The 26,286-nt window shown below is 69.6% G+C and carries 26 protein-coding genes and 1 tRNA gene; 9 read left to right on the top strand and 18 right to left on the bottom strand.

Translation table 11 applies throughout. The features are described 5' to 3' along the window. Nucleotides 1–19 precede the first annotated feature (19 nt). The 10 genes from mnhG to Q1K57_RS04070 all read right to left on the bottom strand — a co-directional run bounded on the left by mnhG (nt 20) and on the right by Q1K57_RS04070 (nt 9,568). Complete coding sequence (gene mnhG, locus Q1K57_RS04115) at nt 20–406, bottom strand: monovalent cation/H(+) antiporter subunit G (RefSeq protein WP_300079278.1); 387 nt, start codon at nt 404–406, stop codon at nt 20–22. Continuing rightward, nucleotides 406–786, bottom strand: a complete 381-nt coding sequence (locus Q1K57_RS04110; protein ID WP_300079276.1) for a monovalent cation/H+ antiporter complex subunit F — start codon at nt 784–786, stop codon at nt 406–408. Before Q1K57_RS04110 ends, mnhG begins: the two co-directional genes overlap by 1 nt. Then, nucleotides 783–1,409, bottom strand: a complete 627-nt coding sequence (locus Q1K57_RS04105) for a Na+/H+ antiporter subunit E (protein WP_300079274.1) — start codon at nt 1,407–1,409, stop codon at nt 783–785. Before Q1K57_RS04105 ends, Q1K57_RS04110 begins: the two co-directional genes overlap by 4 nt. Further along, on the bottom strand, nt 1,406–2,941 hold the full coding sequence (locus Q1K57_RS04100; RefSeq protein WP_300079272.1) for a Na+/H+ antiporter subunit D: 1,536 nt from the start codon (nt 2,939–2,941) through the stop codon (nt 1,406–1,408). The genes Q1K57_RS04105 and Q1K57_RS04100 overlap by 4 nt, the downstream gene beginning before the upstream one ends. After that, nucleotides 2,938–3,366, bottom strand: a complete 429-nt coding sequence (locus Q1K57_RS04095) for a Na(+)/H(+) antiporter subunit C (protein ID WP_300079270.1) — start codon at nt 3,364–3,366, stop codon at nt 2,938–2,940. The genes Q1K57_RS04100 and Q1K57_RS04095 overlap by 4 nt, the downstream gene beginning before the upstream one ends. Then, nucleotides 3,363–6,290 (bottom strand): Na+/H+ antiporter subunit A, encoded by a 2,928-nt coding sequence (locus tag Q1K57_RS04090; protein WP_300079268.1) that lies wholly within the window; start codon nt 6,288–6,290, stop codon nt 3,363–3,365. Before Q1K57_RS04090 ends, Q1K57_RS04095 begins: the two co-directional genes overlap by 4 nt. Nucleotides 6,291–6,366: 76 nt before the next feature. Further along, a complete protein-coding gene (locus tag Q1K57_RS04085; protein WP_366525328.1) occupies nt 6,367–7,323 on the bottom strand; it encodes a CPBP family intramembrane glutamic endopeptidase in 957 nt (318 codons plus the stop codon). Between the two features lie 119 nt (nt 7,324–7,442). Then, nucleotides 7,443–7,850 carry a nucleoside-diphosphate kinase gene (gene ndk, locus Q1K57_RS04080; protein WP_300079263.1) on the bottom strand — a complete coding sequence of 136 codons (408 nt, stop codon included), beginning with the start codon at nt 7,848–7,850 and terminating at the stop codon, nt 7,443–7,445. A 9-nt stretch (nt 7,851–7,859) separates the two neighbouring features. After that, complete coding sequence (locus Q1K57_RS04075) at nt 7,860–8,216, bottom strand: DUF4233 domain-containing protein (RefSeq protein ID WP_300079261.1); 357 nt, start codon at nt 8,214–8,216, stop codon at nt 7,860–7,862. Beyond that, nucleotides 8,213–9,568, bottom strand: a complete 1,356-nt coding sequence (locus Q1K57_RS04070) for a folylpolyglutamate synthase/dihydrofolate synthase family protein (RefSeq protein WP_300079259.1) — start codon at nt 9,566–9,568, stop codon at nt 8,213–8,215. Before Q1K57_RS04070 ends, Q1K57_RS04075 begins: the two co-directional genes overlap by 4 nt. A 59-nt stretch (nt 9,569–9,627) precedes the next feature. Here Q1K57_RS04070 and Q1K57_RS04065 point away from each other — a divergent pair, with 59 nt between their 5' ends. From Q1K57_RS04065 to Q1K57_RS04050, 4 genes are all read left to right on the top strand, one after another. Beyond that, on the top strand, nt 9,628–10,188 hold the full coding sequence (locus Q1K57_RS04065) for a MauE/DoxX family redox-associated membrane protein (protein WP_300079257.1): 561 nt from the start codon (nt 9,628–9,630) through the stop codon (nt 10,186–10,188). Between the two features lie 26 nt (nt 10,189–10,214). Then, nucleotides 10,215–11,015, top strand: a complete 801-nt coding sequence (locus tag Q1K57_RS04060) for a thioredoxin domain-containing protein (RefSeq protein ID WP_300079254.1) — start codon at nt 10,215–10,217, stop codon at nt 11,013–11,015. A 75-nt stretch (nt 11,016–11,090) separates the two neighbouring features. After that, nucleotides 11,091–13,709 carry a valine--tRNA ligase gene (valS, locus tag Q1K57_RS04055; protein WP_300079252.1) on the top strand — a complete coding sequence of 873 codons (2,619 nt, stop codon included), beginning with the start codon at nt 11,091–11,093 and terminating at the stop codon, nt 13,707–13,709. A 107-nt stretch (nt 13,710–13,816) separates the two neighbouring features. Next, on the top strand, nt 13,817–14,266 hold the full coding sequence (locus Q1K57_RS04050) for a septum formation family protein (RefSeq protein ID WP_300079250.1): 450 nt from the start codon (nt 13,817–13,819) through the stop codon (nt 14,264–14,266). On the opposite strand, the gene Q1K57_RS04045 is transcribed toward Q1K57_RS04050, so the two are convergent. Genes Q1K57_RS04045 through Q1K57_RS04030 form a run of 4 tightly spaced genes read right to left on the bottom strand, consistent with a single transcriptional unit; the run spans nt 14,256 to nt 17,310 of the window. Next, a complete protein-coding gene (locus Q1K57_RS04045) occupies nt 14,256–14,747 on the bottom strand; it encodes a GNAT family N-acetyltransferase (protein ID WP_300079248.1) in 492 nt (163 codons plus the stop codon). The two genes, Q1K57_RS04050 and Q1K57_RS04045, sit on opposite strands and share 11 nt — an antisense overlap. Before the next feature lie 25 nt (nt 14,748–14,772). Next, nucleotides 14,773–16,056: an ATP-dependent Clp protease ATP-binding subunit ClpX gene (clpX, locus tag Q1K57_RS04040; protein WP_300079246.1), complete on the bottom strand. Its 1,284-nt coding sequence runs from the start codon at nt 16,054–16,056 to the stop codon at nt 14,773–14,775. Between the two features lies 1 nt (nt 16,057). Further along, nucleotides 16,058–16,702, bottom strand: a complete 645-nt coding sequence (locus tag Q1K57_RS04035; RefSeq protein WP_300079243.1) for an ATP-dependent Clp protease proteolytic subunit — start codon at nt 16,700–16,702, stop codon at nt 16,058–16,060. A gap of 11 nt (nt 16,703–16,713) precedes the next feature. Next, nucleotides 16,714–17,310, bottom strand: a complete 597-nt coding sequence (locus tag Q1K57_RS04030) for an ATP-dependent Clp protease proteolytic subunit (RefSeq protein WP_300079312.1) — start codon at nt 17,308–17,310, stop codon at nt 16,714–16,716. Nucleotides 17,311–17,589: 279 nt separating this feature from the next. Between Q1K57_RS04030 and Q1K57_RS04025 the strand changes: the two genes are divergently transcribed. Continuing rightward, complete coding sequence (locus Q1K57_RS04025) at nt 17,590–18,195, top strand: hypothetical protein (RefSeq protein ID WP_300079241.1); 606 nt, start codon at nt 17,590–17,592, stop codon at nt 18,193–18,195. A 15-nt stretch (nt 18,196–18,210) separates the two neighbouring features. Then, complete coding sequence (locus Q1K57_RS04020; RefSeq protein ID WP_300079239.1) at nt 18,211–18,438, top strand: hypothetical protein; 228 nt, start codon at nt 18,211–18,213, stop codon at nt 18,436–18,438. A gap of 129 nt (nt 18,439–18,567) precedes the next feature. On the opposite strand, the gene tig is transcribed toward Q1K57_RS04020, so the two are convergent. The 4 genes from tig to Q1K57_RS04000 form a co-directional block, all read right to left on the bottom strand. After that, nucleotides 18,568–20,118 carry a trigger factor gene (gene tig / locus Q1K57_RS04015; RefSeq protein WP_300079236.1) on the bottom strand — a complete coding sequence of 517 codons (1,551 nt, stop codon included), beginning with the start codon at nt 20,116–20,118 and terminating at the stop codon, nt 18,568–18,570. A gap of 41 nt (nt 20,119–20,159) precedes the next feature. Continuing rightward, a tRNA-Gly gene (locus Q1K57_RS04010) sits at nt 20,160–20,230 on the bottom strand. A 1,377-nt stretch (nt 20,231–21,607) separates the two neighbouring features. Beyond that, nucleotides 21,608–22,480, bottom strand: coding sequence for a nucleotidyl transferase AbiEii/AbiGii toxin family protein (locus Q1K57_RS04005; protein ID WP_300079234.1), 873 nt, complete (start codon nt 22,478–22,480; stop codon nt 21,608–21,610). Then, complete coding sequence (locus Q1K57_RS04000) at nt 22,480–23,106, bottom strand: type IV toxin-antitoxin system AbiEi family antitoxin (RefSeq protein WP_300079310.1); 627 nt, start codon at nt 23,104–23,106, stop codon at nt 22,480–22,482. The genes Q1K57_RS04005 and Q1K57_RS04000 overlap by 1 nt, the downstream gene beginning before the upstream one ends. 317 nt (nt 23,107–23,423) lie before the next feature. Between Q1K57_RS04000 and Q1K57_RS03995 the strand changes: the two genes are divergently transcribed. From Q1K57_RS03995 to Q1K57_RS03985, 3 genes are all read left to right on the top strand, one after another. Beyond that, nucleotides 23,424–23,843 carry a hypothetical protein gene (locus Q1K57_RS03995; RefSeq protein WP_300079232.1) on the top strand — a complete coding sequence of 140 codons (420 nt, stop codon included), beginning with the start codon at nt 23,424–23,426 and terminating at the stop codon, nt 23,841–23,843. 9 nt (nt 23,844–23,852) lie between these two features. Then, a complete protein-coding gene (locus Q1K57_RS03990; protein ID WP_300079231.1) occupies nt 23,853–25,613 on the top strand; it encodes a histidine kinase in 1,761 nt (586 codons plus the stop codon). Then, the coding region (locus tag Q1K57_RS03985; protein WP_300079229.1) for a response regulator transcription factor at nt 25,606–26,286 on the top strand (681 nt) is incomplete at its 3' end. The genes Q1K57_RS03990 and Q1K57_RS03985, both read left to right, overlap by 8 nt.

The following is a 26,286-nucleotide window of genomic DNA, read 5'->3' as shown; positions in this document are numbered from 1 at the left end:
AGCGAGCCGGTCGCGTCCGTCAGCCTCCGGGCACGTGGCCCGTGTCGTCGAGGCGATGGGTGAAGCCGGCTTCGGCGAGGTCGTCCGCGAGTTCGTCGACCTCGGCGTGCTCCTCGTCCCACTGGCCGGTGCGGTAGGCGGTCCGGCCGACCATGTGGCCGGCAGAAGGCGCCGTCGCCACCTGGAACGCCATGACGAGCAGGCACAGCGCCGTCGCGTGCCAGGTCCGGAGCGACACCATGACGCCCAGCAGGGCGAGCAGCAGGCCGAACACCTGCGGTTTGGTCGCGGCATGCATGCGGGTGAGCACGTCGGGGAAGCGCAGGATGCCGACGGCCGCGGCCAGCGTGAAGAACGCCCCCGCGCACAGCAACAGAGCGCCCACGATGTCGAGGATCTCGCCCATCACAGCCCCCTCCCGTCCAGGTCTTCCTTGAGTCGCTCGCGCTCCACCCGGGCGCGTTCGCGCTCGTCGGACTCGTAGGCCGCCCGCGCCTCGGCCTCGCGAAAGCGCTTCTCCTGCGCGGTGGTGCCCGTGATGAGCCGGGCAAGGCCGACCGCGGCGGTGAAGCCGAGCATCGAGAGCACGAGGCTGATGACCAGGACGATCGGCGTCCGCGACCACACCGCGTAGCCGGCGGTCGCGATCGCGACGATGACGAGCAGCACGTCGGACGCCACACCGCGGTCGAGGCTGGTGGGGCCCTTGGCGAGCCGCACGAGGGCGAAACCCGCCGCGACGGTCAGCATGCCGGCGGCCTCGACGAGCAGGACGGTCTGGATCACGATTCCTCCTCGCCCGCCTGGGCGCTCACCGACCGGGCGGGGCCGGCGGCGTCCTCCTGCGACCCGGTCTCGCGGACCACCTCCTGCTCGGCCCGCGAGCCGAGCGCGCCCACGACGCGTCGCTCGATCCCGAGGGCATCCTCGGCGGCGCTCTCGATGTGGTGGCCCTCAGGGGTGTCGAACACGTGCAGGTACAACATTCGGTTGCTGCGGCGCGCGTCGAGCACGATCGTGCCGGGCACGATCGACACGAGCATCGACACGAGCACCTGGTAGAGGTCGGAGTCGCTGCGCAGCCTCACCCGGACGATGCCCGTGCGCGGCATCCGGCGGCCGAACGCGAATCGGGCGAGCGTGGCGGAGGCCACGGCCAGGTCGACCAGCACGGCCAGGGTCAGCTTCGCGAACCCCCACGGGTGGAGCCGGCCCGCGTAGCTGACCGGCGGCAGCGGGAAGACCACCGTGACGAGCCAGGCGAGCAGCAACCCGCCGAGCACGCTGACCAGGTTCACCTGCCCGACGAGGACGACCCAGACGATCGCCAGCACGAGGCTCTGGCGCCACTGGAAGCGGAAACGCGACGGCTTGCGCCGCGGGTCGGTCATCGGTGGTTCGAGGCTCATGGGTGCGTCCCCTCCCCCAGCACGGCGACGAGGTAGGCGCCGTCGCGCAGATTCTGCGCGGCCTGGGAGGTGTAGTCGTAGAGCGGTCCGGCGGCGAAGGTGAGGGCGAGGCTGAACGCGATGAGGGCCATCGTGGCGCCCATCTGCACCCAGGGCAGCGGACGCCCCTCGTGGACGTCCTCCTCGTCGTCGTCCTCGGACGCCAGCGCCGGCAGGATGACCTGGCCCCAGAAGGCTCGGTTCCAGACCTTCGCGACGGCGTACAGCGTCAGCAGGCTGGTGACGACAGCCCCGACGACGAGGGCCCACGCCAGCGGCGTCCCGGCGCTGACACCCGCGTTGAGCAGGCCGAGCTTGCCGATGAAGCCGGAGAAGGGCGGGATGCCGGCGAGATTGAGGGCGGGCACCAGGAACAGCACCGCGAGCAGCGGCGAGACGGTGGCGAGCCCGCTGAGGCGGTCGAGGGAGTAGCTGCCGCCGACCCGCTGGACGAGACCGGCGACGAGGAAGAGGGTCGCCTGAATGGTGATGTGGTGCGCGGTGTAGTAGATGGCGCCCGCGAGGCCGGTCTGGGTGGCCAGCGCGATCCCCATCACCATGTAGCCGATGTGGCTGACGAGGGTGAACGACAGCATGCGCTTGAGTTCCGACTGGGCGATGGCGCCGAGGATGCCCACGATCATCGTGGCGAGCGCGACCCACAACAGCACGTCGGTGAGCGGGCGGTGCGGGAACAGCAGCGTCTGGGTGCGCAGCATCGCATAGACGCCCACCTTGGTGAGCAGACCCGCGAACACGGCGGTCACCGGCGCCGGAGCGGTCGGGTAGGAGTCCGGCAGCCACGCCGAGAGGGGGAACACCGCTGCTTTCAACCCGAACACGACGAGCAGCATGGCCTGGACGATGCCCTGGACGCCGGGGTCGATCTCGGGCAGCCGGACGGCGAGTTGGGCGAGGTTCACGGTGCCGGTGGCGGCGTACACGGTCGCGATGGCGGTCAGGAACAGGCTGGCGCTGAGGAGGTTCACCACGACGTACGTCGATCCCGCCCGCATGCGCGCACCCGTGCCACCCATGGTCAGCAACACGTAGGAGGCGAACAGCAGCACTTCGAAGCCCACGAACAGGTTGAACAGGTCGCCCGCCAGGAACGCCCCGGAGACACCCGCACACATGACGAGGAAGGTCGGGTGGAAGATCGACACCGGTGTTTCGTGGCGAAGCTCCTCCTGGTCCTGACCGGTCGAGTAGACGAGGACGGCGAGCGTCACCACGCTGGCCACGGTGAGCATGATGGACGCCAACCGGTCGCCCACCAGAGCGATGCCGTAGCCCTCGGGCCAGGCGCCCACCCAGAGGGTCTGGACGCCGTGGAGGTGCGCCTGCACGGCGAGCACACCGGCGGCCGCGACGACGACCACCAGCACCAGGATCGACACCGCGCGCTGGGCGCGCGGGCGGCGTCCGAGCATGAGCGTGAGCGCGGCCCCCAGCATGGGCGCGAGCACCGGGATGGTGAGGAGGTTGTTCATTCGCTCACCACGTCCTCACCCGTGTCGGCGAAGCGGGCGTCCTCGTAGGAGTCGGACACGTCGTCGCGTTGCGCGAGCTCGCGGATACGGGCGTCCTCGATGTCGTCCGAGACCTCGTCGTTCCCGTTCAGCTGGAAGCTGCGGTAGGCCATGGTGATCACGAACGCCGAGACGGCCATCGTGATGACGATCGCCGTCAGCACCATCGCCTGGGGCAACGGGTCGGTCATCGACTCGGGTGGGAACAGCCCGATGAATGCCGGATCCCCGGCGGGCCCCATCGACACGAGGAACAACAGGTTGACGCCGTTGCTGAGCACGAGCACGCCCATGAGGATGCGGGTGAGGCTGCGCTCGGTGAGCAGGTAGACCCCCGCTGCAACGAGGACGCCGGCGGTGATCGCGAGGGTGAGGCTGGCCGTCATCGCGCCCCCGTCCGGGCCGACGCCGGCACGGCCGTCGTGGACTCGGGCCGCGGCAGGGGCGTCCGCTGCTCGGCGGCCTGCTGATCTATGCCCGCGCCGAGACTGCGGACCACATCGAGGACCATGCCGATGACGATCAGGTAGACGCCGATGTCGAAGGCGGTCGACGAGACGAGGTGCAGGTCGCCGAAGAGGTTGATCGTGCCCCACGGGGTCCCGATGTCGGTCAGGGCACCGATGTTGGCGTGGACGTCGTAGCTCTGGAAGATGCGTCCTCCGAAGAACGCGGGCGCGAGGGCGGTGCCGACGGCGATGAACAGACCGGCGCCCAGCAGGCGGCCGGCATCGATGGGGGCCGCCTCCTCGAGTTCGGCGGCGCCGGCGGCGAGGTAGCGGACGACGAGAGCCAGGCCGGCCACGAGGCCGCCCGCGAAGCCGCCGCCCGGCAGGTTGTGCCCCGCGATGAGCAGGTAGATCGAGACGATCATCATGAGTCCGAAGAGGAGGCGGGTGGTCACCTCGAAGATCAGCGAGCGGGCACCGGGATTGAGGCCGCCGGTGCCGCGGAGCCACGTGCCGCCCGCCGTGGGCTCGACGCGCCGCCGGACGGCGTGGCGGCGTCCGGTCACGCGGGACCGCAGGAAGATGAGCGACGCCACGCCCGTGGCGGCGACGACGAGGACGGTCAGCTCGCCGATGGTGTCCCAGGCGCGGGTGTCGACGAGGATCACGTTGACCACGTTGCGGCCGAAGCCGAACTCGTACGCCATCGTCTCGAGGCCGGCCGAGGCGGGCTCGTGCCTCCGGCCGTTGGCGGCCACCACGATGGCAGCGCTCACCGTGGCGGCGACCGAGAGGGCCAACAGCAGCCGCGACCAGCGCGACGACTGCAGCGGCCGGTCGGTGAAGAACTTGGGCAAGCTGCGCAGGACGAGCAGGAACAGCAGCACCGACGTCGTCTCGACGAGCACTTGCGTGAGGGCCAGATCGGGCGCACCGTGTAGGAGGAACAGCAGCGCGGTGCCGTAGCCGGTCGCGCCCGCGGTGAGGACCGCCCGGACGCGACCGCGGACCCACATGAGGTTGATCGCGGCGATGCACGTGACGGCGGCCACCGCGAGCTGGCCGAGAGAGTCCCACGGCCGGATCTGCTCCGGCCAGGCGGGCAGGAACAAGAGCGTCCCGGCGACGCCGACCACGAAGACCGCGAGGATGACCGACAGGATCGCCGACAGTGAACCGCGCTGCGTGCGGGCCGTGACCTCGACCGCGAGGTTGTCGGTGAACCGCATGATGCGGCGGTAGGTCTCGTCGGCAGCCGTGACCGACGGGAAGGTGCCCTGGATGCGGGCGACGTCGGCCCGGAACCGGAACAGCAGGGCACCCAGAGCGAGGGCGGCCAGCGAGAGCAGCAGGGGCGCGTTGACTCCGTGCCACAAACTGAGGCCGTAGGCGTCCGCGCCCGTGGGAACCGTCGCCACGTAGCGGGCGAGCACGTCGCTGACCGGGCCGCCCAGGAAGCCGAGCGCGAGGCTGAGCGTGCCGAGCAGCACCGGGGCGAGCAGGAAGCCCGCCTCGGGAGCGTGGTTGACCTCGGTGGGCCGGCGGCGCGGTTTGGCAGCGAAGGCACCCCACCAGAAGCGCAACGAGTAGGCCATGGTGAGCGCCGATCCGGCCACGATCGCGGCGATGAGCAGGACGGCCTGCGCCGGCAGCATGCCCGTGCCGTCCCCGCCCACGAGCCGGACGAGCGCGACGAGCGCCCCCTCCTTCGCCACGAACCCGAACAGGGGCGGGACGCCCGCCATGGACGCCGCCGCCAGCCCCGCGACCACAGCCAGCAGCGGCATGCGGGAGCGTAGCCCCGAGAGCTTCGTGAGGTCGCGCGTGCCGGTGGCGTGATCGATGACGCCGACCGTGAGGAACAGGGTCGCCTTGAACAGTGCGTGGGCGAGGAGCATGGCCAGGCCCGCCTGTGCTGCCGCCTTGGTGCCGAGCCCGACGAGGAGGGTGATGAAGCCCAGCTGGCTCACGGTGCCGTAGGCGAGGAGGAGCTTGAGATCGTTCTGCCGCAGGGCGCGCCACCCCCCGAGGATCAGCGTGATCGCGCCGAGGACGGTGACCGCCTCGCGCCAGCCGGCGACGGTGGCGAACGCGGGCGCGAGCACGGCGACGAGATAGACGCCGGCCTTCACCATCGTGGCGGCGTGCAGGTAGGCGGAAACCGGCGTCGGGGCGGCCATGGCGCCGGGGAGCCAGAAGTGGAAGGGAGCCATCGCCGACTTGGTGAGTGCACCGACCAGCATGAGCAGGGCGGCGGCGGTGACGGCCGCTCCAGTCGGGGCGGCGGCCAAGATGGCCTGCAGCCGGAACGTGCCGGTCGTGAGGCCCAGGGTGACGATGCCGACGAGCATGGCGAGGCCGCCCGCGGTGGTGACGATGAGGGCCGTCATCGCGGCGGCCCGGTTGGCGCGGCGGGACGAGTCGTGGCCGATGAGCAGGTAGCTGAAGACCGTGGTCATCTCCCAGAAGGCATACAGCATGACAAGGTCGTCGGCGGTCACGAGGCCGAGCATGGCGCCGGCGAACGCGACGAGGAGGCCGAGGGTCCGGACGGGCACCTGGGTGAAGTACCAGCGGCAGTACAGCAGGATGAGCGTCCCGATCCCGGAGACGACGAGCGTCATCAGCCAACCGACGATGCCCACATGGAACGCCAGCGCAACCTTGAGGGTGGGAATCCAGTTGATCACCTCGACGTAGCTGCCACCCGCGAGCATGCCCGGCGCCAGGGCGAGGGCCCAAGCGAACGTCACGGCCGGCACGATGGCGACGAGTACGAACGCATTGCGCCCAAGGAGGCGTCCCCAGACGCTCCCCAACGCGGCCACGACGAAGTGGGCGATGACGAGGGAGAGCAGCACGCAGGACCCTTCCGGACAAGGGGGCGGACGGACCGTTCGAGCCTATCAAGGCCGAACAACCGGGGGCTCTCGGCGGTCAGGCCGCGAAGAAGCCCCGCGTGAGCAGAGAACGAGCACGCTCGAGTTCCAGGCGGCCGGGAGCGGTCCGGTTCTCGAGTGCTGCACGCCGGGCCAGCAGGTCGAACAGGAGCGCCGCCCCCACGAGAACGGCGGCGTTCACGAGGAGGAACGGGCTGCCGGCGCCGGCAGTGCGGTCGAAGGCCGAGGCGAGGTCGCCGAACGGCAACGGCACCATCGCCACCATGTTGTTCACGATGTGGATGGCCACGGACGCCTCGAGACCGCCCGTCCGCCAGACCAGCCACGCGGAGACGGCTCCGAAGATGAAGTAGTAGACGTTCAGCCACGGATCGCCCGCGCCGTGCAGGAGCATGAAGACGGTCGCCCCCACGAGCGCCGCCACGCCGAGGGCCAGACGCTCGTCGGCGAACCACGACCCCACGCTGCGCGCCAACAGGCCGCGCACGAGGTACTCCTCGCCTGCCGCCTGCAGCGGCGTCGTCAAGACGATGGCCGCGATCATGAACGCGGTCGTGTCGCGCCAGCCGAGCTCAGAGGGCGACAAGGCGAACGACACGCCGATGAGCACCGCCCAGATCGGCAACGCGATCACCAGGACGCGAGCGAACCAGCCCCACCGGAACCGGCCGGCGACCGACGCGAGCCAGCCGGGTCGCTGGCCGAACACGGCCAGCGCGAACAGCCAGGCGATCGGGATGCAGGCGGCCAGCGACAGATTGTTCATCAGGAACGTCCAGGGCCGCATGACGAACGAGCCGGGCTCGGGATAGACGTTTTCGAACCCGTCCAGGAAGATCCCGGCGAACGTCAGGACCATGGTGACCGCCAACCACAGCACCGCCGCGCCCACGACGGCCAGGAGCGGCTTCCACCACGCGAAGCGCGGCGAGCGGAAGAAGCGCAGGTAGTCGGTCGGCACGATGGGCAGGGTGGGTCGGGTCGCCGGGGGCATGGACGCCACGAGCTGCTCGTCGCCGGGGAGCGGTGGCCCCCACTGCCCGGGGTGCCCCCACGGCCCCGGCCCCTCGAGCTCGGCGCTTCCTGGCGGAGGTGGGGCGCCGGGGGGCAGGGTCACAGGTTCGGGAACCAGAGGGCGACCTCGCGGGCCGCAGACTCGACGGAGTCGGAGGCATGCACGAGGTTGCGCTGGTTGGAGTCGGAGAAGTCACCCCGGATCGTGCCCGGCGCCGCAGCGATGCCGTCGGTGGCGCCGTTGAGCGAGCGGACGGCGTCCACCGCACGGTCGCCGGCCAGCACGAGGGCCACCAGAGGCCCGGAGGTGATGAATTCGCGCAGGCTCGGGTACCAGCCCTTCTCGACGTGCTCGGCGTAGTGCTGGTCGGCGAACGCGGCGTCGACGGTGCGCAGGTCCATGGCGGCGATCCGGAGGCCCTTGGCCTCGTAGCGGGAGAGGATCGTTCCGGCCAGGCCGCGAGCGACAGCGTCCGGCTTGAGCAGGACGAGGGTCTGTTCAGTCATGCGTCCAGCCTATCGGGAGCCGGACGGCGTGCCCGCCGCGTCGATGCGCCGGCCCAGCACATAGGCCAGCACGTGCAGACCGGCGAACAACCCGCCGACGGCGAACATCCACGGCGTGAGCAGTCCGAGGGCCACGGCGACGACCTGGGTCAGCCAGCCGAGCCACCAACCCCAGCCACGCCGCTGGGTTCCGGCCGCGACGAGCGCCATGACCAACGCCGCTCCCCCGGCGGCGAAGGCCGGGCCCACGCCGGCGGCGTCCGTGAAGATGATCGCCGGAACGGCGAGGCCGAACACCACCACCTCGCACCCCAGATTGGCCGCCAGGACCTTGAGCATCGGGTTGCCGGGCGCGAGCGGCCTCATGCGTCGTCATCCTCGTGAGGGGTGATCGTGGCGTCCGGCCGGACGAGCAGCGCCCTCGTCTCGCCCGCCAGGATCACCGAGCCGAGCACGAGGACCCCGGCGCCTGCCCCGGCGTCGTCGGCCAGCCCGACGGCCAACTCGAGGGCTTCGGGCAGTCCGGCGCGGACGTGCACCCGGTCGGCCCCGAACACCTCGGACGCCGTCTCCGCCAGTTCGGCGGCTGGCAGGCCCCGAGTGGTGGACGCCACCTGCGTGCACACGACCGACTGCGCGAACTCCTCCACGAGTTCGAGGACGCCGCGCACGTCTTTGTCGGCCATCATTCCGACCACGGCGATGAGGGGCGCGAAGCCGAAGGCCTCCTCCGCGCCGGCGAGCGTCGCCGCGACCCCGTGCGGGTTGTGGGCGGTGTCGAGCACGACTGCCGGGCTGCGCCGCACCACCTCGAGCCGGGCCGGAGCCTCCACGTGGGCGAATCCTTCGGCCAGCACGTCGGCCGCGAGCGCACGTCCGCCGAGGAAAGCCTCCACGGCAGCCACGGCCAGCGCCGCGTTGGCGGCCATGTGCGCCCCGAAGACGGGGAGGAACAGGTCCCCGACCGGGCCGTCCGCGGTGTCGAGGCGCAGCACCTGGCCGCCCACGGCCGCGCTGCGCTCGATGAGGGAGAAGTCGCGGCCCTCGACGAGCAGCCGGACGCCCGCCGCGGCGCACCGCTCGGCCAGCACCGCCAGCACGTCCGGCCGCTGCTCGGCGCTCACGGCGATGCCGCCGGGCTTGATGATGCCGGCCTTCTCCCGCGCGATCTGCTCGGGTGTCGTGCCGAGCAGGTGGGTGTGATCGAGGTCGATCGGGCAGAGGACGGCCACGTCGGCGTCCGCCACATTGGTGGCGTCGGTGACGCCGCCGAGACCGACCTCGACGATTGCCACGTCCACCGGCGCCTGCGCGAACGCCTCGTAGGCCAGCCCGGTCATGACTTCGAAGAACGTCATCGGGATGCCGTCGATCGCATGGGCGTCGACCATCTCGACCAGCGGCAGGACGTCTGCGTACAGGGCATCGAAGGCCTCGGCCGACAACGGCTCGCCGTCGATCGCGATGCGCTCGGTCAGGTCGACGAGATGCGGCGAACTGAACCGGCCCACCCGCAGGCCAGCGGCGCGGAGCAGCGCCTCGATCATCAGCGCCGTGCTGCCCTTGCCGTTGGTGCCGGCGATCTGGATGACCGGGTAGCCGCGCTGCGGCTCGCCGAGCAGTTCGACGAGCGCGGCGACGCGCGCCAGGCCGGGCCCGATGCGCTGCTCGGGCCAGCGGGCGGTCAGGGTGGAGACGATCTCGGCGTGCGTGGTCACGGTGGTCCAGCGTACGCACCCGGCGAGGGGTGTCCGGCGGGCCCGTTATGATTGAACGCGTGACGACTTCCTCCGCGCCGCGCCCCCGCGCACGCCGGCACGCCCTCCGCGGCTGGGTGGGAGTGGCCGCGCGCCTCGTGCTGGGCGTGGTCCTGCTCGTGGCGGGTCTCCTCAAGGTCGGCGCCCTCGGCGAGTCCGTCAACGCCGTCATGGCCTACCGGATCCTGCCGTACGAGCTGGTTGCCCCGGTGGGCATCACGCTGCCGTTCATCGAGATCGTCGTCGGCCTGCTGCTCATCGCCGGCCTCTACACGCGCCTCGCCGGTCTGGCCGGGGCATTGCTCATGGTGGCCTTCATCATCGGGATCGCGAGTGCGTGGGCGCGCGGCCTCGCCCTCGATTGCGGCTGCTTCGGCGGTGGCGGCGAGATCCCCCTCGAACAGGCAGTGGCCGCCTACCCCTGGGAGATCGCCCGCGACGTCGGCCTCCTCCTCCTCGGCGCCTGGCTGGTGGTCTTCCCGCGCACCCCCGTGGCGGTCGACAACCTCCGCCTGCCCGACCCCGATTTCGACGCGGACGCCGATGCCGCGGCCGAGCCCGCGGCGTCCACCCACGCCTGAACCCGAACGACCAAGGAGACGACCCGATGGCCAGCAGCACCGCATCCAACCGCCGTGAGCAACTCCGGCGCCAGCAGGAGGCCCAAGCCAGGCAGAAGCGGTTCAACCGCATCGTCGGCATCGTCGCCGGAGCCGTGGCACTCGTGCTGGTCGGCGTGTTCGGCTGGGTGTTCGTGCAGACCATGCGGACGAACGCGCCCTCGGGTGACGGGAGTTCCGCTGCCGCCCTGGTGCCGCCCAACGTGAACGCCGACTCCTCGGCCCTCGTCGTGAACACGACGCCGGCGCCCGAGGGTGCCCCCGTCGTGACCGTTTACCTCGACTACCAGTGCCCCAACTGCAAGGTGTTCGAGGAGGACTACGGCGCCATGCTGGAGGAGGAGGCCAACGCCGGCACCTGGACGCTGCAGAACTCGACGCTCACGTTCATGAACAACAACCTGCAGAACACGGCGTCGACCCGCTCGGCGTACGCCGCGGCCTGCTCGGCGTTCTCAGGTCCGGCGACCTACTCGGCGTACGGAAAGGCCGTCTACGCCAATCAGGCCGTCCAGGAGATCCGCGGTTCCGAGGGGTACTCCGACGAACTCCTGCGCGAGACCATCCCGGCACAGGTCGGCATCACCGGCGACGCGCTGACCCAGTTCCAGTCCTGCTACGACAACCAGTCCACGAAGGGTTTCGTCGAGACCGTCGAGAAGGCCGCTTACGCCGACCAGGTCACGGGCACCCCGACCATCGCGATCAACGGCAAGATCATCGACCGCAGCAAGGCCGCCGACGGCTCCCCCGAGGCGCTGAAGGCTCTCCTGCTCGCCAACGCTTGACCGGCGCACGCGCGGAGGCGTCCACGCTGGCACACGATGTGACTGCCCAGACGGACGCACCGTAAAATCGCGCGCATGACTGCTCAGCCCGAGACGAACCTGCCCGCGTCGACCAGCGCCGGCCGGGCCGTACCCGAGCGTCCCGCGCTCGAAGGGCTGGAGACGAAATGGGCCGCCCGCTGGAAGGCCGAGGGCACGTACGCGTTCACCCGCCCGGAGAGCCGCGACCAGGTGTTCAGCATTGACACCCCGCCGCCGACTGTGTCCGGTTCGCTGCACGTGGGTCACGTGTTCAGCTACACGCACACCGACCTCATCGCGCGCTACCAGCGCATGACCGGTAAGCATGTCTTCTACCCGATGGGGTGGGACGACAACGGCCTGCCGACCGAGCGTCGCGTGCAGAACTATTACGGCGTCCGCTGCGACCCGTCGATTCCCTACGACCCCGACTTCGCTCCCCCGGTGAAGCCGGATCCGAAGCGCCAGGTGCCGATCAGTCGCCGGAACTTCATCGAGCTGTGCCACGCGTTGACGGCCGTCGACGAGCAGGCTTTCGAGGACTTGTGGCGCCACTTGGGCCTGTCCGTGGACTGGGACACCCTGTACGCCACGATCTCCGACGAGAGTCAGACCGTGGCCCAGCGTGCTTTCCTGCGGAACTTCGCTCGTGGGGAGGCCTACCTCGCCGAGGCGCCCACCATGTGGGATGTGACCTTCCAGACGGCCGTCGCCCAGGCGGAGCTGGAAGCACGTGAGTACCCCGGGCACTACTACCGGGTTGCTTTCCACGCCCCGGACGCCCCCGTCTTCATCGAGACGACGCGCCCCGAACTGATCCCCAGCGTGTGCGCCCTGATCGCTCACCCGGACGACGAGCGTTACCAGCACTTGTTCGGAACGACGGTCACCTCGCCCGTCTTCGGCGTCGAGATCCCCGTGCTGCCGCACGCGCTCGCCGAGAAGGACAAGGGGTCGGGCATCGTCATGTGCTGCACGTTCGGCGACCTGACCGACGTGGCGTGGTGGCGCGAGCTCGATCTGCCCACCCGCGTGGTCCTGCAGCGCGACGGACGCCTCATGCGCGAGACCCCGGCGTGGCTGACCAACGCCGAGCCGTACGCGCAGCTGGCCGGCAAGACCACGTTCGGCGCTCGGGAGGCGATGGTGGCGTTGCTCGCCGAGGCCGGCGACCTCGAGGGTGACCCCAAGCCGACGATGCGTATGACGAACTACTACGAGAAGGGCGACAAGCCGCTCGAGATCGTCTCGACGCGGCAGTGGTACCTCACCAACGGCGGTCGGGACGCCGACCTGCGGGCTCGCCTGCTGCAGCGGGGGGAGGAACTCCGCTGGGTGCCCGACTTCATGCGTCACCGCTACAGCAACTGGGTTAACGGCCTCAACGGGGACTGGCTCATCAGCCGCCAGCGGTTCTTCGGCGTGCCGTTCCCGGTCTGGTACCGCCTGGACGCCGACGGCGAGCCCGACACAGCTCATCCCATCGTGGCATCCGAGGACGCCTTGCCGGTCGACCCCGCGTCCCAGCCTGCGCCGGGCTTCGAGGAGAGCCAGCGCGGCGTCCCGGGTGGGTTCGTCGGCGACCCCGACGTGATGGACACCTGGGCCACCAGCTCGCTGAGCCCGCAGATCGTGTGCGGCTGGGAACGCGACGCGGAGCTCTGGAACCTCACGTTCCCGATGGACATGGCGCCCCAGGCCCACGAGATCATCCGCACCTGGTTGTTCAGCCGGATCGTGCGCGCCCACCTCGAGGACGACGCGCTGCCGTGGTCGACGGCAGCCATCTCGGGCTTCGTGGTCGACCCCGACCGCAAGAAGATGAGCAAGTCGAAGGGCAACGCGGTGGTGCCCACCGACATCCTCGAGCGCTTCGGAGCCGACGGCGTCCGCTGGCGGGCCGCCATGGCGCGCCCCGGGATGGACTCGCCCTTCGACGAGACCCAGATGAAGGTCGGACGCCGGCTGGCGATGAAGATCCTCAACGCCAGCAAGTTCGTCCTCGGCATCGCCCAGGCGGAGCCTGCCCATACGGGGGCCGAGTCGGTCGACACCCCCACCGTGCCGACGGTCGAGGCCGTCACCGAGCCCGTCGACCTCGCCATGCTCGCCGCGCTGGCCGAGGTGGTCGCTGAGGCGACACGGGCGTTCGACGCCTTCGACTACACGGCGGCCCTGGAGGCGAGCGAGCGCTTCTTCTGGACCTTCTGCGACGACTACCTCGAGCTCGTGAAGGAGCGTGCCTACGGTGCGCAGGGGCCGGACGCCGCCGCTTCGGCCCGCGCGGCACTCGCGCTCGCCCTCGGCGTCCAACTACGCCTGTTCGCGCCGTTCATGCCGTTCGTGACGGAGGAGGTGTGGTCGTGGTGGCAGGAGGGTTCCGTTCACCACGCTGCCTGGCCAACGGTCGCCGAGCTACCCGCGGGCGGTGACGCGGCGGTGCTGGCCGACGTGTCGGCCGCCCTCATCGGCCTGCGCGGTGCGAAGTCGAACGCGAAGGTCTCCATGAAGACGCCTCTGTCGGCGGCCACCGTCGTCGGGCCGGACGCCGCCCTCGCGCGCCTGCGGCTTGCCGAGGCTGACCTGCGCGCGGTGGGACGCGTCGAGTCGCCTCTGGCGTGGGGGCCGGCGGACACGATCGCGGTGACAGCCGACGTGGCCGCGCCGGCCTGAGGGCACCGCGCTGCGGGCCACGCACACCGGCGGGGCCTGACTCAGGTTCGGCGAGGCCCTAGGATGCCGCTGGGGAACCCGCCCCTGAGATGCACAAGGAAGTCGACATGAAGCGAATGCCTCTGGCCGCCGCCCTGCTGCTCCCCCTGACCCTCGTGGGTGGCTGCAGCGCGATCACCTCTGCCCTCGCGCCGAGTGTCCCCTCCATCGAGGTGGGTGAGTGCACGAACCTCGACACGCCCGAAGGGGGCACCGAGGTCACCGACATCCCGACGGTCGACTGCGCGTCGGACCACAAGTGGGAGGTGTACGCCGAGCACAAGGTCGACGACGGTGACTTCCCCGGTGAGTCCAGCCTGCAGACGCAGACCGAGGACTTCTGTGTCAGCGAGTTCGAGTCCTTCGTCGGACTGCCTTACGAGCAGTCGATCTACGAGGTGCAGTACTTCTACCCCACGGAGGAGACCTGGACGAAGGCCGATGACCGGCTCATCACCTGCCTCGTGGGCAGCAGCACCGGCGGGCTGAAGGGCAGCCTCAAGGGCGTCAACGAGTGAGGTCCAGCCGGTAGGCCTTCAGGTCGAGCCCTTCGGTCGGCGACCAGTCGCGCTCCGGGACCCGCTCGAACCCCATCCGCTCGTACAGGTGGTGCGCCGCGGTCATCCAGCAGGCCGTGGACAAGACGATGGCCGTCCTGCCCTCGGCTCGGGAACGGGCGATCGCGGCGTCCACCAGCGCCCGGCCGACGCCGCGGCCCTGTTCAGCGGGATCCACCGCCAGCATGCGGAACTCGGCCTCGTCGTCCCGCGAGATCTCACGCCACGGCGAGTGCGGCGGACACCACGTGAGAGAGCCGAGCACGCGCCCGTGTTCACTGGCGACCCACACCTCGGCCAGTTCGTCGCGCGCGGCGACGTCTTTCAACCGGGCGTAGTAGGCATGGTCGGACGGCAGGCGGCTCGGCAGGTACGCCTGCACGCACAGCGATGCAACTTCTGAGTACTGGTCGGGCACGACCCGACCGACGGTGATGCCCATGGTGCCGCCTTTCGTGCGGTGGCGTTCAGGCCGACCTGGACCGCCGCGTGCTGCGCGTTTGCCGGGTCACGAGCTCCGGCTCAGCCCCATTGTTCACCACGTCGGCCGTGATGTGCACCTGCACCACATCGTCGGCACTCGGCACATGGAACATCACGTTCAACAGGATTTCCTCGAGAATCGAGCGCAGCCCGCGCGCCCCGATGCCGCGGGCGAGTGCCAGTTCGGCGATGGCGGTCACGGCATCGTCGGTGAACTCGAGGTCGACACCGTCCAGCTCGAACAGCTTGCGGAACTGCTTGGTGAGGGCGTTCTTCGGTTCCACGAGGATGCGGATCATGGCGGCCAGGTCGAGCGGGTTCACCGTGGCGATCATCGGCAGGCGGCCGATAAACTCGGGGATGAGTCCGAAGCTGTGCAGATCCTCCGGCCGCACCTCCGCGAACGGATTCGGTTGTTCCTTGCGGCGCAGGGCGAGGTCGTTGTTGAATCCGACCGACCTCTTGCCCACCCGGGCGTTGATGATCTCCTCGAGCCCTGCGAAGGCCCCGCCCACGACGAACAGGATGTTCGTGGTGTCGATCTGAATGAACTCCTGGTGCGGGTGCTTGCGGCCGCCCTGGGGCGGTACCGACGCCGTGGTCCCTTCCAGGATCTTCAGCAGCGCCTGCTGGACGCCTTCCCCCGATACGTCGCGGGTGATCGAAGGGTTCTCGGACTTGCGGGCCACCTTGTCGATCTCGTCGATGTAGATGATGCCCGTTTCGGCCTTCTTGACGTCGAAGTCGGCCGCCTGCAGCAGCTTGAGAAGGATGTTCTCGACATCCTCCCCCACGTAACCCGCCTCGGTGAGCGCGGTGGCGTCCGCCATGGCGAAGGGCACGTTGAGCATGCGGGCGAGCGTCTGCGCCAGGTAGGTCTTGCCGCACCCGGTGGGGCCGATGAGCAAGATGTTCGACTTGCCCAGCTCGACCAGTTCGTCCTCCGCTGCGCGCCGCGGTGTCGTGGCCTGCGCCTGGACGCGCTTGTAGTGGTTGTAGACGGCGACGGCGAGCGCCTTCTTCGCGACCTCCTGACCGATCACGTAGCTGTCGAGGAACGCGACGATGTCACGCGGCTTGGGGAGTTCCTCGAGGAGCCCGACGTCGGACGCCTCGGAGAACTCCTCCTCGATGATCTCGTTGCAGAGTTCGATGCACTCGTCGCAGATGTACACGCCGGGACCGGCGATCAGCTTCCTGACCTGCTTCTGGCTCTTCCCGCAGAAGGAGCACTTGAGCAGGTCCGACGTCTCGCCGATCCGGGGCATGTCAGCTCACGTCCTTCAAGGAGGTGAAGATCTCGTCGATGATGCCGTACTCGAGGGCTTCCTGAGCCGTCAGGTACTTGTCCCGCTCGATGTCCTTGGCGATCTTCCCGACGCTCTGACCGGTGTCGTGGGCGAGCATCTCCTCCATGAGGGTCCGGATGCGCAGGATTTCGCGCGCCTGGATCTCGAGATCGGAGCTCTGGCCGTAGCCGCCCTCGGTGGCGGGCTGGTGGATCAGGATCCGGCTGTTCGGCAGTGCGAACCGCTTACCCTTCGAGCCGGCCGCCAGCAGGACGGCCGCCGCGGACGCGGCCTGGCCGAGGCAGACGGTCTGCACGTCGGGCTTGATATAGCGCATCGTGTCGTAGATCGCCGTCAGCGCGGTGAACGAGCCGCCCGGCGAATTGATGTACATGCTGATGGGCCGTTCTGGATCCATCGACTGCAGGCACAGCAGCTGCGCCATCACCGCGTTGGCGATGTCGTCGCTGATCGGCGTGCCGAGGAAGATGATGCGGTCCTCGAACAGCTTCGTGTACGGGTCGACCCGGCGGACGCCGTAACTGGTCCGCTCCTCCCACTGGGGGATGTAGTAGTCCATCGACGGGCCCTGCGGAGCCATTCCTCCCGGGAGCGTGGTGTTCATGCCTGCATTCCTCACTGGTTCGGGGCGTCGTGGGACGGGATCTGGGCGGCGCGCTCGTAGACGTGATCGATGAATCCGTATTCGAGCGCCTCGGCCGCCGTGAACCAGCGATCGCGATCGGAGTCCGCCTCGATCTGCTCGATCGACTTGCCCGTGTGCTGCGCGATGAGTTGCGCCATCTCGCGCTTGGTCTGGATGATCTGCTCGGCGAGGATCTTGATGTCGGAGGCCGTGCCGCCGATCCCGCCGGACGGCTGGTGCATCATGATCTTCGCGTGCGGCAGGGCGTACCGCTTGCCCGGGGTGCCCGCGCTGAGCAGGAACTGCCCCATGGACGCCGCCAACCCCATCGCCACGGTCGCGACGTCGTTACTGATCCACTGCATGGTGTCGAAGATCGCCATGCCGGCGGTCACCGACCCGCCTGGGGAGTTGATGTAGAGGTAGATGTCCTTCTCGGGATCCTCCGCATTGAGCAGGAGCAGCTGCGCGCAGATGGCGTTCGCGTTGTCGTCGCGCACCTCGGAGCCGAGGAAGATGATGCGGTTGGCGAGAAGCGCCTGGTACACCGAGTCGTTCATGCCGATGCCCGCGGGAGCCGCGGCCATGGCGATGCCTGGGAGTTGTTCAGTCACGGGACCGAAGCTACCGGTCGCCGCCGACAAAACCGAGGACCCCGGCGCCTTGTTCGCTGACGGCCAAAGCGCACCCGGAGCCAGCCACGCGGCCCGAGCGCGCCCACGAGGCCGTGCCACGGTCGACGGGTCGGGATCCGGGTAGCGGACGCCGCGTCTACCCGAGACCGCTCCTGCTACCATCGACACCGCACATGGTGATATTTCCCCCACCGTGATCACCACAGATCGCCCAACCCCTTGGAGCTTTTCATGTCCCCCCACACCCACTCCATCAGCCGGCGACACCTGGCAGCAGGCGCCGCTTGGACCGTACCCGCCATCGCCGTCGCCGCCATGGCGCCGAACGTGTCCGCATCCCTGCAACCCGGACTTCAGGGATGGGTCATCCTCACCAAGACGTGCAGGTCTGGAGATGCGGGACGGTCGATGACGATCGACGTCAACGGCTTCGGCAGCTACCCGTCTCGCGGGCTCTGGGTGTACAACACCACCTCGACCACAACGATCGCAGCCGCCAAGATCACCTTCTACTTCCCGTCGGCTCTTCAGCTGAGTTTCAGCACGGCGACCAATCACTCCCCATCGTGGTCGTCCTTGGCGGCCGACTCGTCTGCCCCGGCGATCCAAGGCATGACGGCCTACTCTGCAAGCTACACCGGCTCCTTCGCGTTCGTCCCCGCCGGGAACGGTCAGCCGGCTTACTCCTACGCGGTTGGCCAGCCCCATTACCAGGCGACCGCCTCGGTTCCATCCTCAAGCAACTACTGCGAATCCGATAAGTTGCCCGTCACGGCACGCCGCACGGTCACGGTCGATGGCCAAGTGATCACCTTCTCTCGTTCCGTGAATCTCTGATCGAAGGAGTCCACCGTGTCCGAAACCCCTGCCCCTGCGCTGACCCCCACACCGACGCCGGCGAGCGAGCCGACGCCCACAGCGTCCGTCACTCCCGATGCGAACCCTCCCGAACCGAAGCCCGCACCGGCCGAGCCCACCCCGGCGGCGTCCGAACCGGAGCCTACTTCCGCAACGACACCCTCCGAGAGCACGACCCCCGAGCCCGACACGACGGTCGTCACGTTCAGCGCACGCATCTGAACCCACCCGCGGAACCGGCGCCCGCGCCTGCCTTCTCAGGAGTGCTCGGCGGTCCCTGACAGCCCGTTCGAGACGAAGAGAACCCCGCACCCTCCTCGAGGGTGCGGGGTTCACGTCAGCAGCAGGGCCTCACTCGGACTCGGCGTCGACCTTCTTCGCTGGGGCCTTCTTGGTCGTCGGCTTCTTCGCGGCCGCCTTCTGCGGTTCCTCTTGGGACGCCGCCGCTTCGGCCTCGTCGTCGGCCGGCTCCGCCGAGGCGTCCACCTTCTCGGCCGCAGCCTTCTTGGCAGCCGGCTTCTTGGCGGGCGCCTCCTTCGGCGCGGGCGGCTCGACGGACTCATCGAGGGTGCCGTCGGCGTTGATCGCGGCGACGTTGACGACCTCGCCGTTCGTGTCGGTGACGTGGGCGCCCTTGACGATCTCGCTCAGCACCTTGTTGCGACGGATCTCGGCCATCCACTCGGAGGTGTGGTTGTGCTCCATCATGTGCTGCATCTCCTGCTCGGGGGAGGTGCCGCTGGCCTGGGCCCGACGGAACAGCATCTCGGTGAGGTCGTTCTGCTCGATGCTGACCTCGGAGGTCTCGGCGATCTTGTCGAGGATGACCTGCGCCTTCAGGGAGGTGCGGGCGTTGTCCTCGACCTGCGCCCAGAACTCCTCCGCCGTCTCGGCGGTCTCGTCCTCGGACTCCTCCAGGTAGCGCTCGAGCGTGTAGCCGGCGCGGGCGAGCTGCTCGGTGATCTGCTGCTTGCGGTTCTCGATCTCGGTGGTCACGAGGCCCTCGGGCAGCTCGAAGTCGGTCTTGTTCGCGAGATCAGTGATGACGGCGTCGCGGGCGGCGTTGAGCTGTTCCACGCGGGCGACGCGCAGGGCGGCGTCCGCAAGGTCGGCGCGCATCTCCTCGACGGTGTCGAACTCACTGACCATCTGGGCGAACTCGTCGTCGACCTCGGGCAGCTCTTCCGCCTGCACCTTGATGACCGTCACGGTCACCTCAGCCTGCTGGCCCTCGGCGGGACCGCCGACGAGCTCGGAGGTGAACTTCTTCGTGTCTCCCGCGGACGCCCCGGTGACCGCCTCGTCGAGACCCTCGAGCATGCCGCCCGAGCCCACCTTGTAGGTGACGCCCTCGGCGGTGCCGCCCTCGACGACCTCACCGTCGACCCGCGCCTCGAGGTCGAGCGTCACGACATCGCCCTCGGACGCCGCCCGCTCCACATCGCTGCGGGTCGCGAAGCGCTGACGCATCACCTCGATGCGTTCCTCGACGTCCTCGTCGGACGTGGCGACCGGCGCGACCTCCGCGTTCAGGTCGGCGTAGTCGGGCACCTCGAAGTCGGGGCGCACGTCGACCTCGGCGGTGAACTCGACGAGGTCGTTGTCCTCGAGCTTGGTCATCTCGATGTCGGGCTGGCCAAGCGGGGTCAACTCGTTGTCGGCGACGGCCTTGCCGTATGCCTCGGGAAGGGCGTCGTTGATGGCGTCATTGAGGACGGCGCCCCGCCCGAACCGACTGTCGATGACTGCCGGAGGCACCTTGCCCTTGCGGAAGCCCGGGATCTGGACCTGAGCGGCGATCTCCCGATACGCCTTGTCGAGGTGGGGCTTGAGGTCTGCGAAGGGGATCTCGATGGTGAGCTTGACCCGGGACGGGCCGAGCTTCTCGAAGGTGCTGGGCACTGGTTGGACTCCTGGTGTCGGTTACGGTCGGGCGAACCCGGAGCGGATGACGGGAATCGAACCCGCGTTGCCAGTTTGGAAGACTGGGGCTCTACCATTGAGCTACATCCGCAGTGCGCTCGCGCGCCGATCCAGCCTAGCGGATTCTCCCAGCCCGTCCCGCATCACGCCGATCGCGGCGGCTCACCTCGACCACCCACCGCTCCCCAACTTGCGGCGTCCCCAACAGCAGCCTGACGTGGATGCCCCGACGACGTACCGCCGGCGTCCACGATGATTCCCCTGGAATCGACCAACGGTGGTGACCGTCCCAGGCTGACGCCTCGGGCGTCCGACCGTGCTACCGGGGGCCGGCGGCAAGGAAGTCGCGCGACAACGGCTGCAGGTCGCGCTGCAGCGGATCACCGGGCCCCTGCCAGCCGGGGCGCTCGGCTGCCGTCACGCCCCAGCCGAGGTGGTGGAGGCGAGCCCAGCAGCCCCGCGACACTGGAATGGTGAGACGCGTGGTCGCGCCTGGGCGTCGCAGCATCGCCTGCAAGAACGCTGTCAACGGTGCCGAACTCCACATCACCGAAGACCCCGGTCATCCGGGCCTCGGAGTCTGCAGGCACGCTCGGCGGCGGCAGCCTGCGGCAACACATCGGCGCCGACGCTGAATTCCAGTCGCGGCCAGCCTGCGGCTGGACGACCGCAGCGTCATGCCTCCGGCAGCGATGAAGCAAGCACCACGGGCACGGGGCACGGGGCACGGGGCACGTGACCCACGCCTCCGGCCCCTCTCGTTTCCGACCTGACAAGTGGAAACGATGGTCGGGGCGACAGGACTCGAACCTGCGGCAAGCTGTCAGCGTAACCCCCGATCCACAAGGCCGGATGCAGGGCTGGCGGACTGGAAATCGGGCTGTTGGGGCTTAGCTGGGACTAGCCAAATGGCCGCCAACCTGTCGCCCCTGGACGCCGGAGCCGCGGCCGCGAGCCACTCCGGCCGGCGAGACGCCCTGCAGTGCGGCCTCGGCTCCAACGCAGCGGAAGTCAGGCGCAGCGGAATCGCATCGATCCTGGCACACGGGCATCCGAGACGGCTCTCCGGTCTGGAACGTCGTCGCGAGCCACGTCCTCGAGCGTCCTGCCCGCATCTCGGGGACGCCGTCGCCCGCGATCGGATGAAACCCCGACTCGGTGACCGGCTGGTGCCGATTCTGGTCATGCCCCTCCTCACTCATCAGCCGGACACCCAAACCGACGTCCTCCCCCACGTAACGGGGGCGGTTCAAGCCGCTTGGTGGACACCGTCGCCGACGGGCGGCCATGGAGCTGCGCAGGCCAGGTACTTAAACCCTGTTCCACCAGCCGACACGCCAAGGTGTACCCGCAGGGAACGGGATCAGCGCCCGCTCGCAAGCCTGCCTTCCCACCCGACCCTCCGAGACGGGAAGTGAGCCTCAGGAGGGAACCACCGCCGAGGCCGGGCGTCCAGGCCGCGGCTCGGTCAGCGGGCGTCGTCCGCCTCGGCGGCCGTCGCAGCCGCTTCCCAGGATCGCACGACTGTCTCGAACGCCTCGTCCGGACCGACTTTCGGGATGCACTGATGCCCCAGGGCCAGGACCCATTCGTCCAGACTCGGCGCCCGCGCTGGGAAGACTGCCCTGCGTGGGAGCCCTCCGGTCGGCCCGTAGCGCCGGTACACCCGGGCCGCGTCGGCCGTGAGGTACCCGGCCTGCGCCATCGCCCACAAGTCGTACAAGTCCCGGGGTGCGTTCCGGGTCGTGTCACACCAGGCCGTCGTCTTCGCTCCTGCGAATCCCTCCGCGCTGTACGTGGTCAACGCCACATCTGGAAGCCCCGCATAGCGTTGCGAGACCGTCGACGCCTGCGTTGGCCACGCGGGGTAGAGCCGGCCGTCGAGCAACTGGATCCTCACGTACACCCCGCCGATCCGGAACAGGCACCCAGCCGTGTCGGTGCGGGCCTCCGACAACCACGGCGTCGCGTTCACGGTTCCGAGGCCACGCTGCAACCCGGCCCGGATCGCCTCATCCAGCACCGGCGCCACCTCGGCACGCGGGCCCACCGAAAGCAGATCGATGTCCTCACTCAACCGCAACCCCTCAAGGATGGTCCTGCTCAACGCCGTTCCACCGTGGAACACGAACCGGTCGGCGTGCGGAGCCAACACGGCCAGCACGTGAGAGAGGACGAAGTCATGCTCGATCTGAGCGCGCGCCACCCCGAAGTGATCCTCCCGGACGGCCGCGTCCGCCTCGGACAATTCGAACACCGCATCCGGCAGCCGGTTACCCGGTCGAGCCACCCGTGCCCGACGTCGGGCACCGCCCCGAGCCTCCTCACGGTTGGTCACCATCAACCCTCCCGCCCATCCTCGTCACAGAACAGGTTTTCGACCTTCGCCTGCACGGTACGCGACCCTCGCGCGGCCAACGCCCGGACCCGCTCCCGGTCCACCAGGTCCGCCAGCACCCCCGCCGCCGCGGTAGCCTCGGCCGGCAAGCCGCCCAGCCGGGGCCGGTCGAGCAGGTCCACCACGGTCTGCTCCGGTGTCGTCACCAGGAAGCCGCCCAGGCTGCTCTGCTCGAAGCGGGCCTCCAGCCGGGACACATCGGTCGTGGTGAACAGCACCCGCCCCCCACCCGCCAGCACCACCGGACGATGCTGTTGCGGCACCGCGACCACCACGACCCCGATCGCCCGCGGAATCGCGTGGTGGAACCGGGCAGCGCCGATTCCGTACAGCACCGGGACCCGAGGCCCGTACTGGACGGTCGCATAGGCCATGGCAGCCTCTTCCACCCCGGGACGCCACGGCCGATCGGGTGGGACCGTGTCCGGCTTCGCCGTATACGTGCCCGGGGCGATTCGGGTCACCAGCCCCGCCCTCATGAACCGGACCAGTTCCTTCTCCGGGTTGGCGTACACGCCGCGAAGCATCAGCGGACGAACCGTCCGCAACGGCGCAGCCGTGACCTCCACCGGCAATCCACCACGACCCATCACCGCACCCCCGTTAAGCAGAACACTACCTTCTAGGTAGCCCCAAGCGTAACCCGCATGCGACTTTCGGAGCGCTCCCTCGCGCCGGCGCTGCCCCAACACGAGCATCGAAGCCGCGCAACGATGAGGTCACAGGGAGTCCAAGAGATCGCTGGGGGCCAACCGTCCGGCAGCGCGAGCACGTCCGCAGCGCGCTTGCCTTCCCGAGGATCTCCCAGTTGTTGGGAACTCTGGTCTCTACCGCGCAGCTCAGGGGCTGCCGGAGGCTGGGGTCAACAGGAACAGGGAGGTCGGTCATGGCGGCCACGGGCACGGAGTTGGGGACGTCGCGGCTGGCAGGACGCTCACGGCTGGCGTCTCAGATCGGGCTGGTCCTGGCGGGGGTGATGGGGGCGGCGAACCTGTCGAACGGCGCGATGTCGCTGGTGGATCCGCGGGCCGGGCAGCTGGACCCGACGGTGGCACCCCAGCCCGTCTGGATCAGCGTGACCCTGCTGGTGCTGGGTCTGGCGACGTTGGTCGCGTTGGTCCCAGCCTGGCGGGGGCACCGGCCCTCCTTGTGGACCGTGGTCGTGACGCGGCTGGTGGAAGCGTGGAGTGCGCTGATGTTGCCGTTCCTGCCGGGAGCACCGTCGGGGATGTGGCCCTTCGTGATCGGCCTGATCGTCGTAGGGACGCTCGTGGCTGGTCTGGTCGGGATGGCATTGCGCCGGTAGCGTCGGCCCATGAACCCCGGGTTGGGTCTGGCAGGAGCCGTGGTCGCCGCGCTGGCGTCCACGGCCCTGGCGTTACGGGCTGGGGCTCGGCTCCCCCGTCCACCGTGGGCCGAGGTCCCGCTGGTCGCGGTACTCGGCGTGCTGGCGGCCCAGTGGGTGGCACCCGTTCCGGAGGAGCAGCCCGTACTGGTGGCGCTCTCGATGGTGGCCTGGCTCGGGTTCTTGATGGTCTATCCGACCGGTCGCGCCGAGCCGCCGTGGCTGGCCGGGATCGTGGTGGTCGCCTGCTGCCTCATGGTGGTGCCGCTGGTGTGGCCGGCGTGGGCGCAGTGGTCCGCGGCGTGTTTCATCGTGGCGTTCGGCGCGGGGGCGGCCGGTCAGGTCTGGCGGTACCAGCGACGGTCGTCGGTGCGGGAACGGCAGGCAACGAAGTGGCTGCTGCTCGGCCTCATTCCGGCAGTCGGGGTGTTTCTCGGTGTCGGGCTGATCTCGTTCCTCCCTGCGACCGGGGAGGGGGTGCTGACTCACCCCTGGTACTTGGCGGCGGCGACGGCCGGCATGTGGGCCGTCCCGCTGGCAGCGACAGCCGGGTTGGTGCTCGGCGAGCGTGGCCCGGTCGACCGCCTCGTGGTCGCCGTCGTCACCATCACCGGCGCGACGCTCCTCGTGGCCGTGGCGTACGTCGGTGTGTTGAGCGTGGGCGCCGAGCCGGGCTGGGCCACCACGGCCGCCTGTCTTGCGGTGTTGCCGGCCGCCTGGATGTCCCACGCGGCGGGGAGCCGGCTCGCCTACGCGCGCGGCCCGGAGCGTCCGCTCGGCCGCCTGGCCGCCGCCCTGGCACACGCGGCCACACCGGAGGGCGTGTCCCAGGTCGTGGTCACGACAACTCGAGACGCCCTGAACGTCACGTCGGTGATCATCGGCGTGGATGGCCGACCGGTCGCCTCCATCGGGAACCCCGCAGCGTGCACCGAGGAAGAACTCGTCTCCTTCCAAGGCGAGCAGGTGGCCGTCCTCGCGGTCGAGCCGCGTCCCGGTGAGTCACGCCTATCGCCGCGTGACCGGACCATCCTCCGCTCGATCGCCCAGACGGTCGCTCCCGCGTTGTACGGGGCGCGCTCGGCGCAGCGGGCCACAGAAGCCGCCGAGCAGTTGTCGGCCGCCCGGGAGGACGAACGCCGCCGCCTCCACGCCGACCTCCACGACGACCTCGGCCCGACACTGGCCGGTCTGGGACACATTGCGGCCGCAGCCGCCAGCGCCGTGGACGCCGACCCGATCGGCGCGCGCTCCCTGTTGGGGCGCATCGAGTCCGAGGCGCACGCCACCGCCGGCCGCGTCCGCCAACTCGCCTACGACCTACGCCCTCCCGAACTGGACCGGCTCGGCCTGGAAGGCCTCCTCGCCGAACGACTATCGACGCACGGGCCGGGGCTGCGTGTCGCCCTCCACTCCACCCTCGGCCACACGCCGCTCGACGAGGCCGTTCAAGTCGCCACCCTGCGGATCGTCCAAGAAGCCGTCACCAACGTGCGTCGCCACGCCCTCGCGGGGACCTGCACCGTCGACCTCCAGCTCGGCGAGGACGAGTTGGTGATCACGGTCGCCGACGACGGAGTGGGTCCCCGCCACCGTGGACGCGACGGTATCGGGCTGGCGTCCATCGCCCAACGAGCCACTGAACTCGGCGGGCGCAGCCACTTCGGACCCGGGCCGATCGGCTCGATCCTGAGGGTCACCCTCCCCACCACGGGCGGGTCCGGTGCTTAGCGTCGGGCTGGTCGAAGACCACCCCCTGTTCCGCGACGGCCTCCGACACCTCCTGACCGCCGCCGGGATGGACGTCGTCGCGGAAGGAGCTTCCCTCGCCGAGGCCACTGCGGTTCTCGCCGCTCAACCCGACATCCTGATCGTCGACCTGGGCCTGCCCGACGGGCACGGCCACCAGATCATCAGCGCCGCCACACAGCACACACCCCGCACCCGGGTGATCGTGATCAGCATGGCCGCCGACACCGCGTCGGTCTCCCGCGCGCTCGCGGCAGGGGCACACGGCTACCTCGCCAAAGACGCCGCCGCGGACGAAGTCGTCACCGCGATCCGGGCCGTCGCCGCCGGCACCCTGGTCATCGGGGCCAGCATCGCACCCCGCCTCCAAGGCGCCGACCCCCTCACCGCATTCACCCCCGCCGAGGCCGACTTCCCCGCCCTCACCACACGCGAACGGCAAATCCTCGGACTCATCGCCGACGGCCTCACCAACGCCGACATCGCCGCCCACCTCTCCCTCAGCGCCAAGACCGTCGCCAACTACGTGTCCAACCTCCTCAGCACCCTCCACGCAGCCGACCGCGCCCACCTCACCCGCCTCGTCCGATCTCCCGACCCTGCAAAGGGCGTCGCCGCCACACATGACGACGTCGACTTGAGAGAGCGTCGCCCC

It is taken from the genome of Propioniciclava sp. (assembly GCF_029977985.1).
In the GTDB taxonomy this organism is placed as follows: domain Bacteria; phylum Actinomycetota; class Actinomycetes; order Propionibacteriales; family Propionibacteriaceae; genus Propioniciclava.
This window is presented reverse-complemented; position numbering and strand designations above follow the sequence as displayed.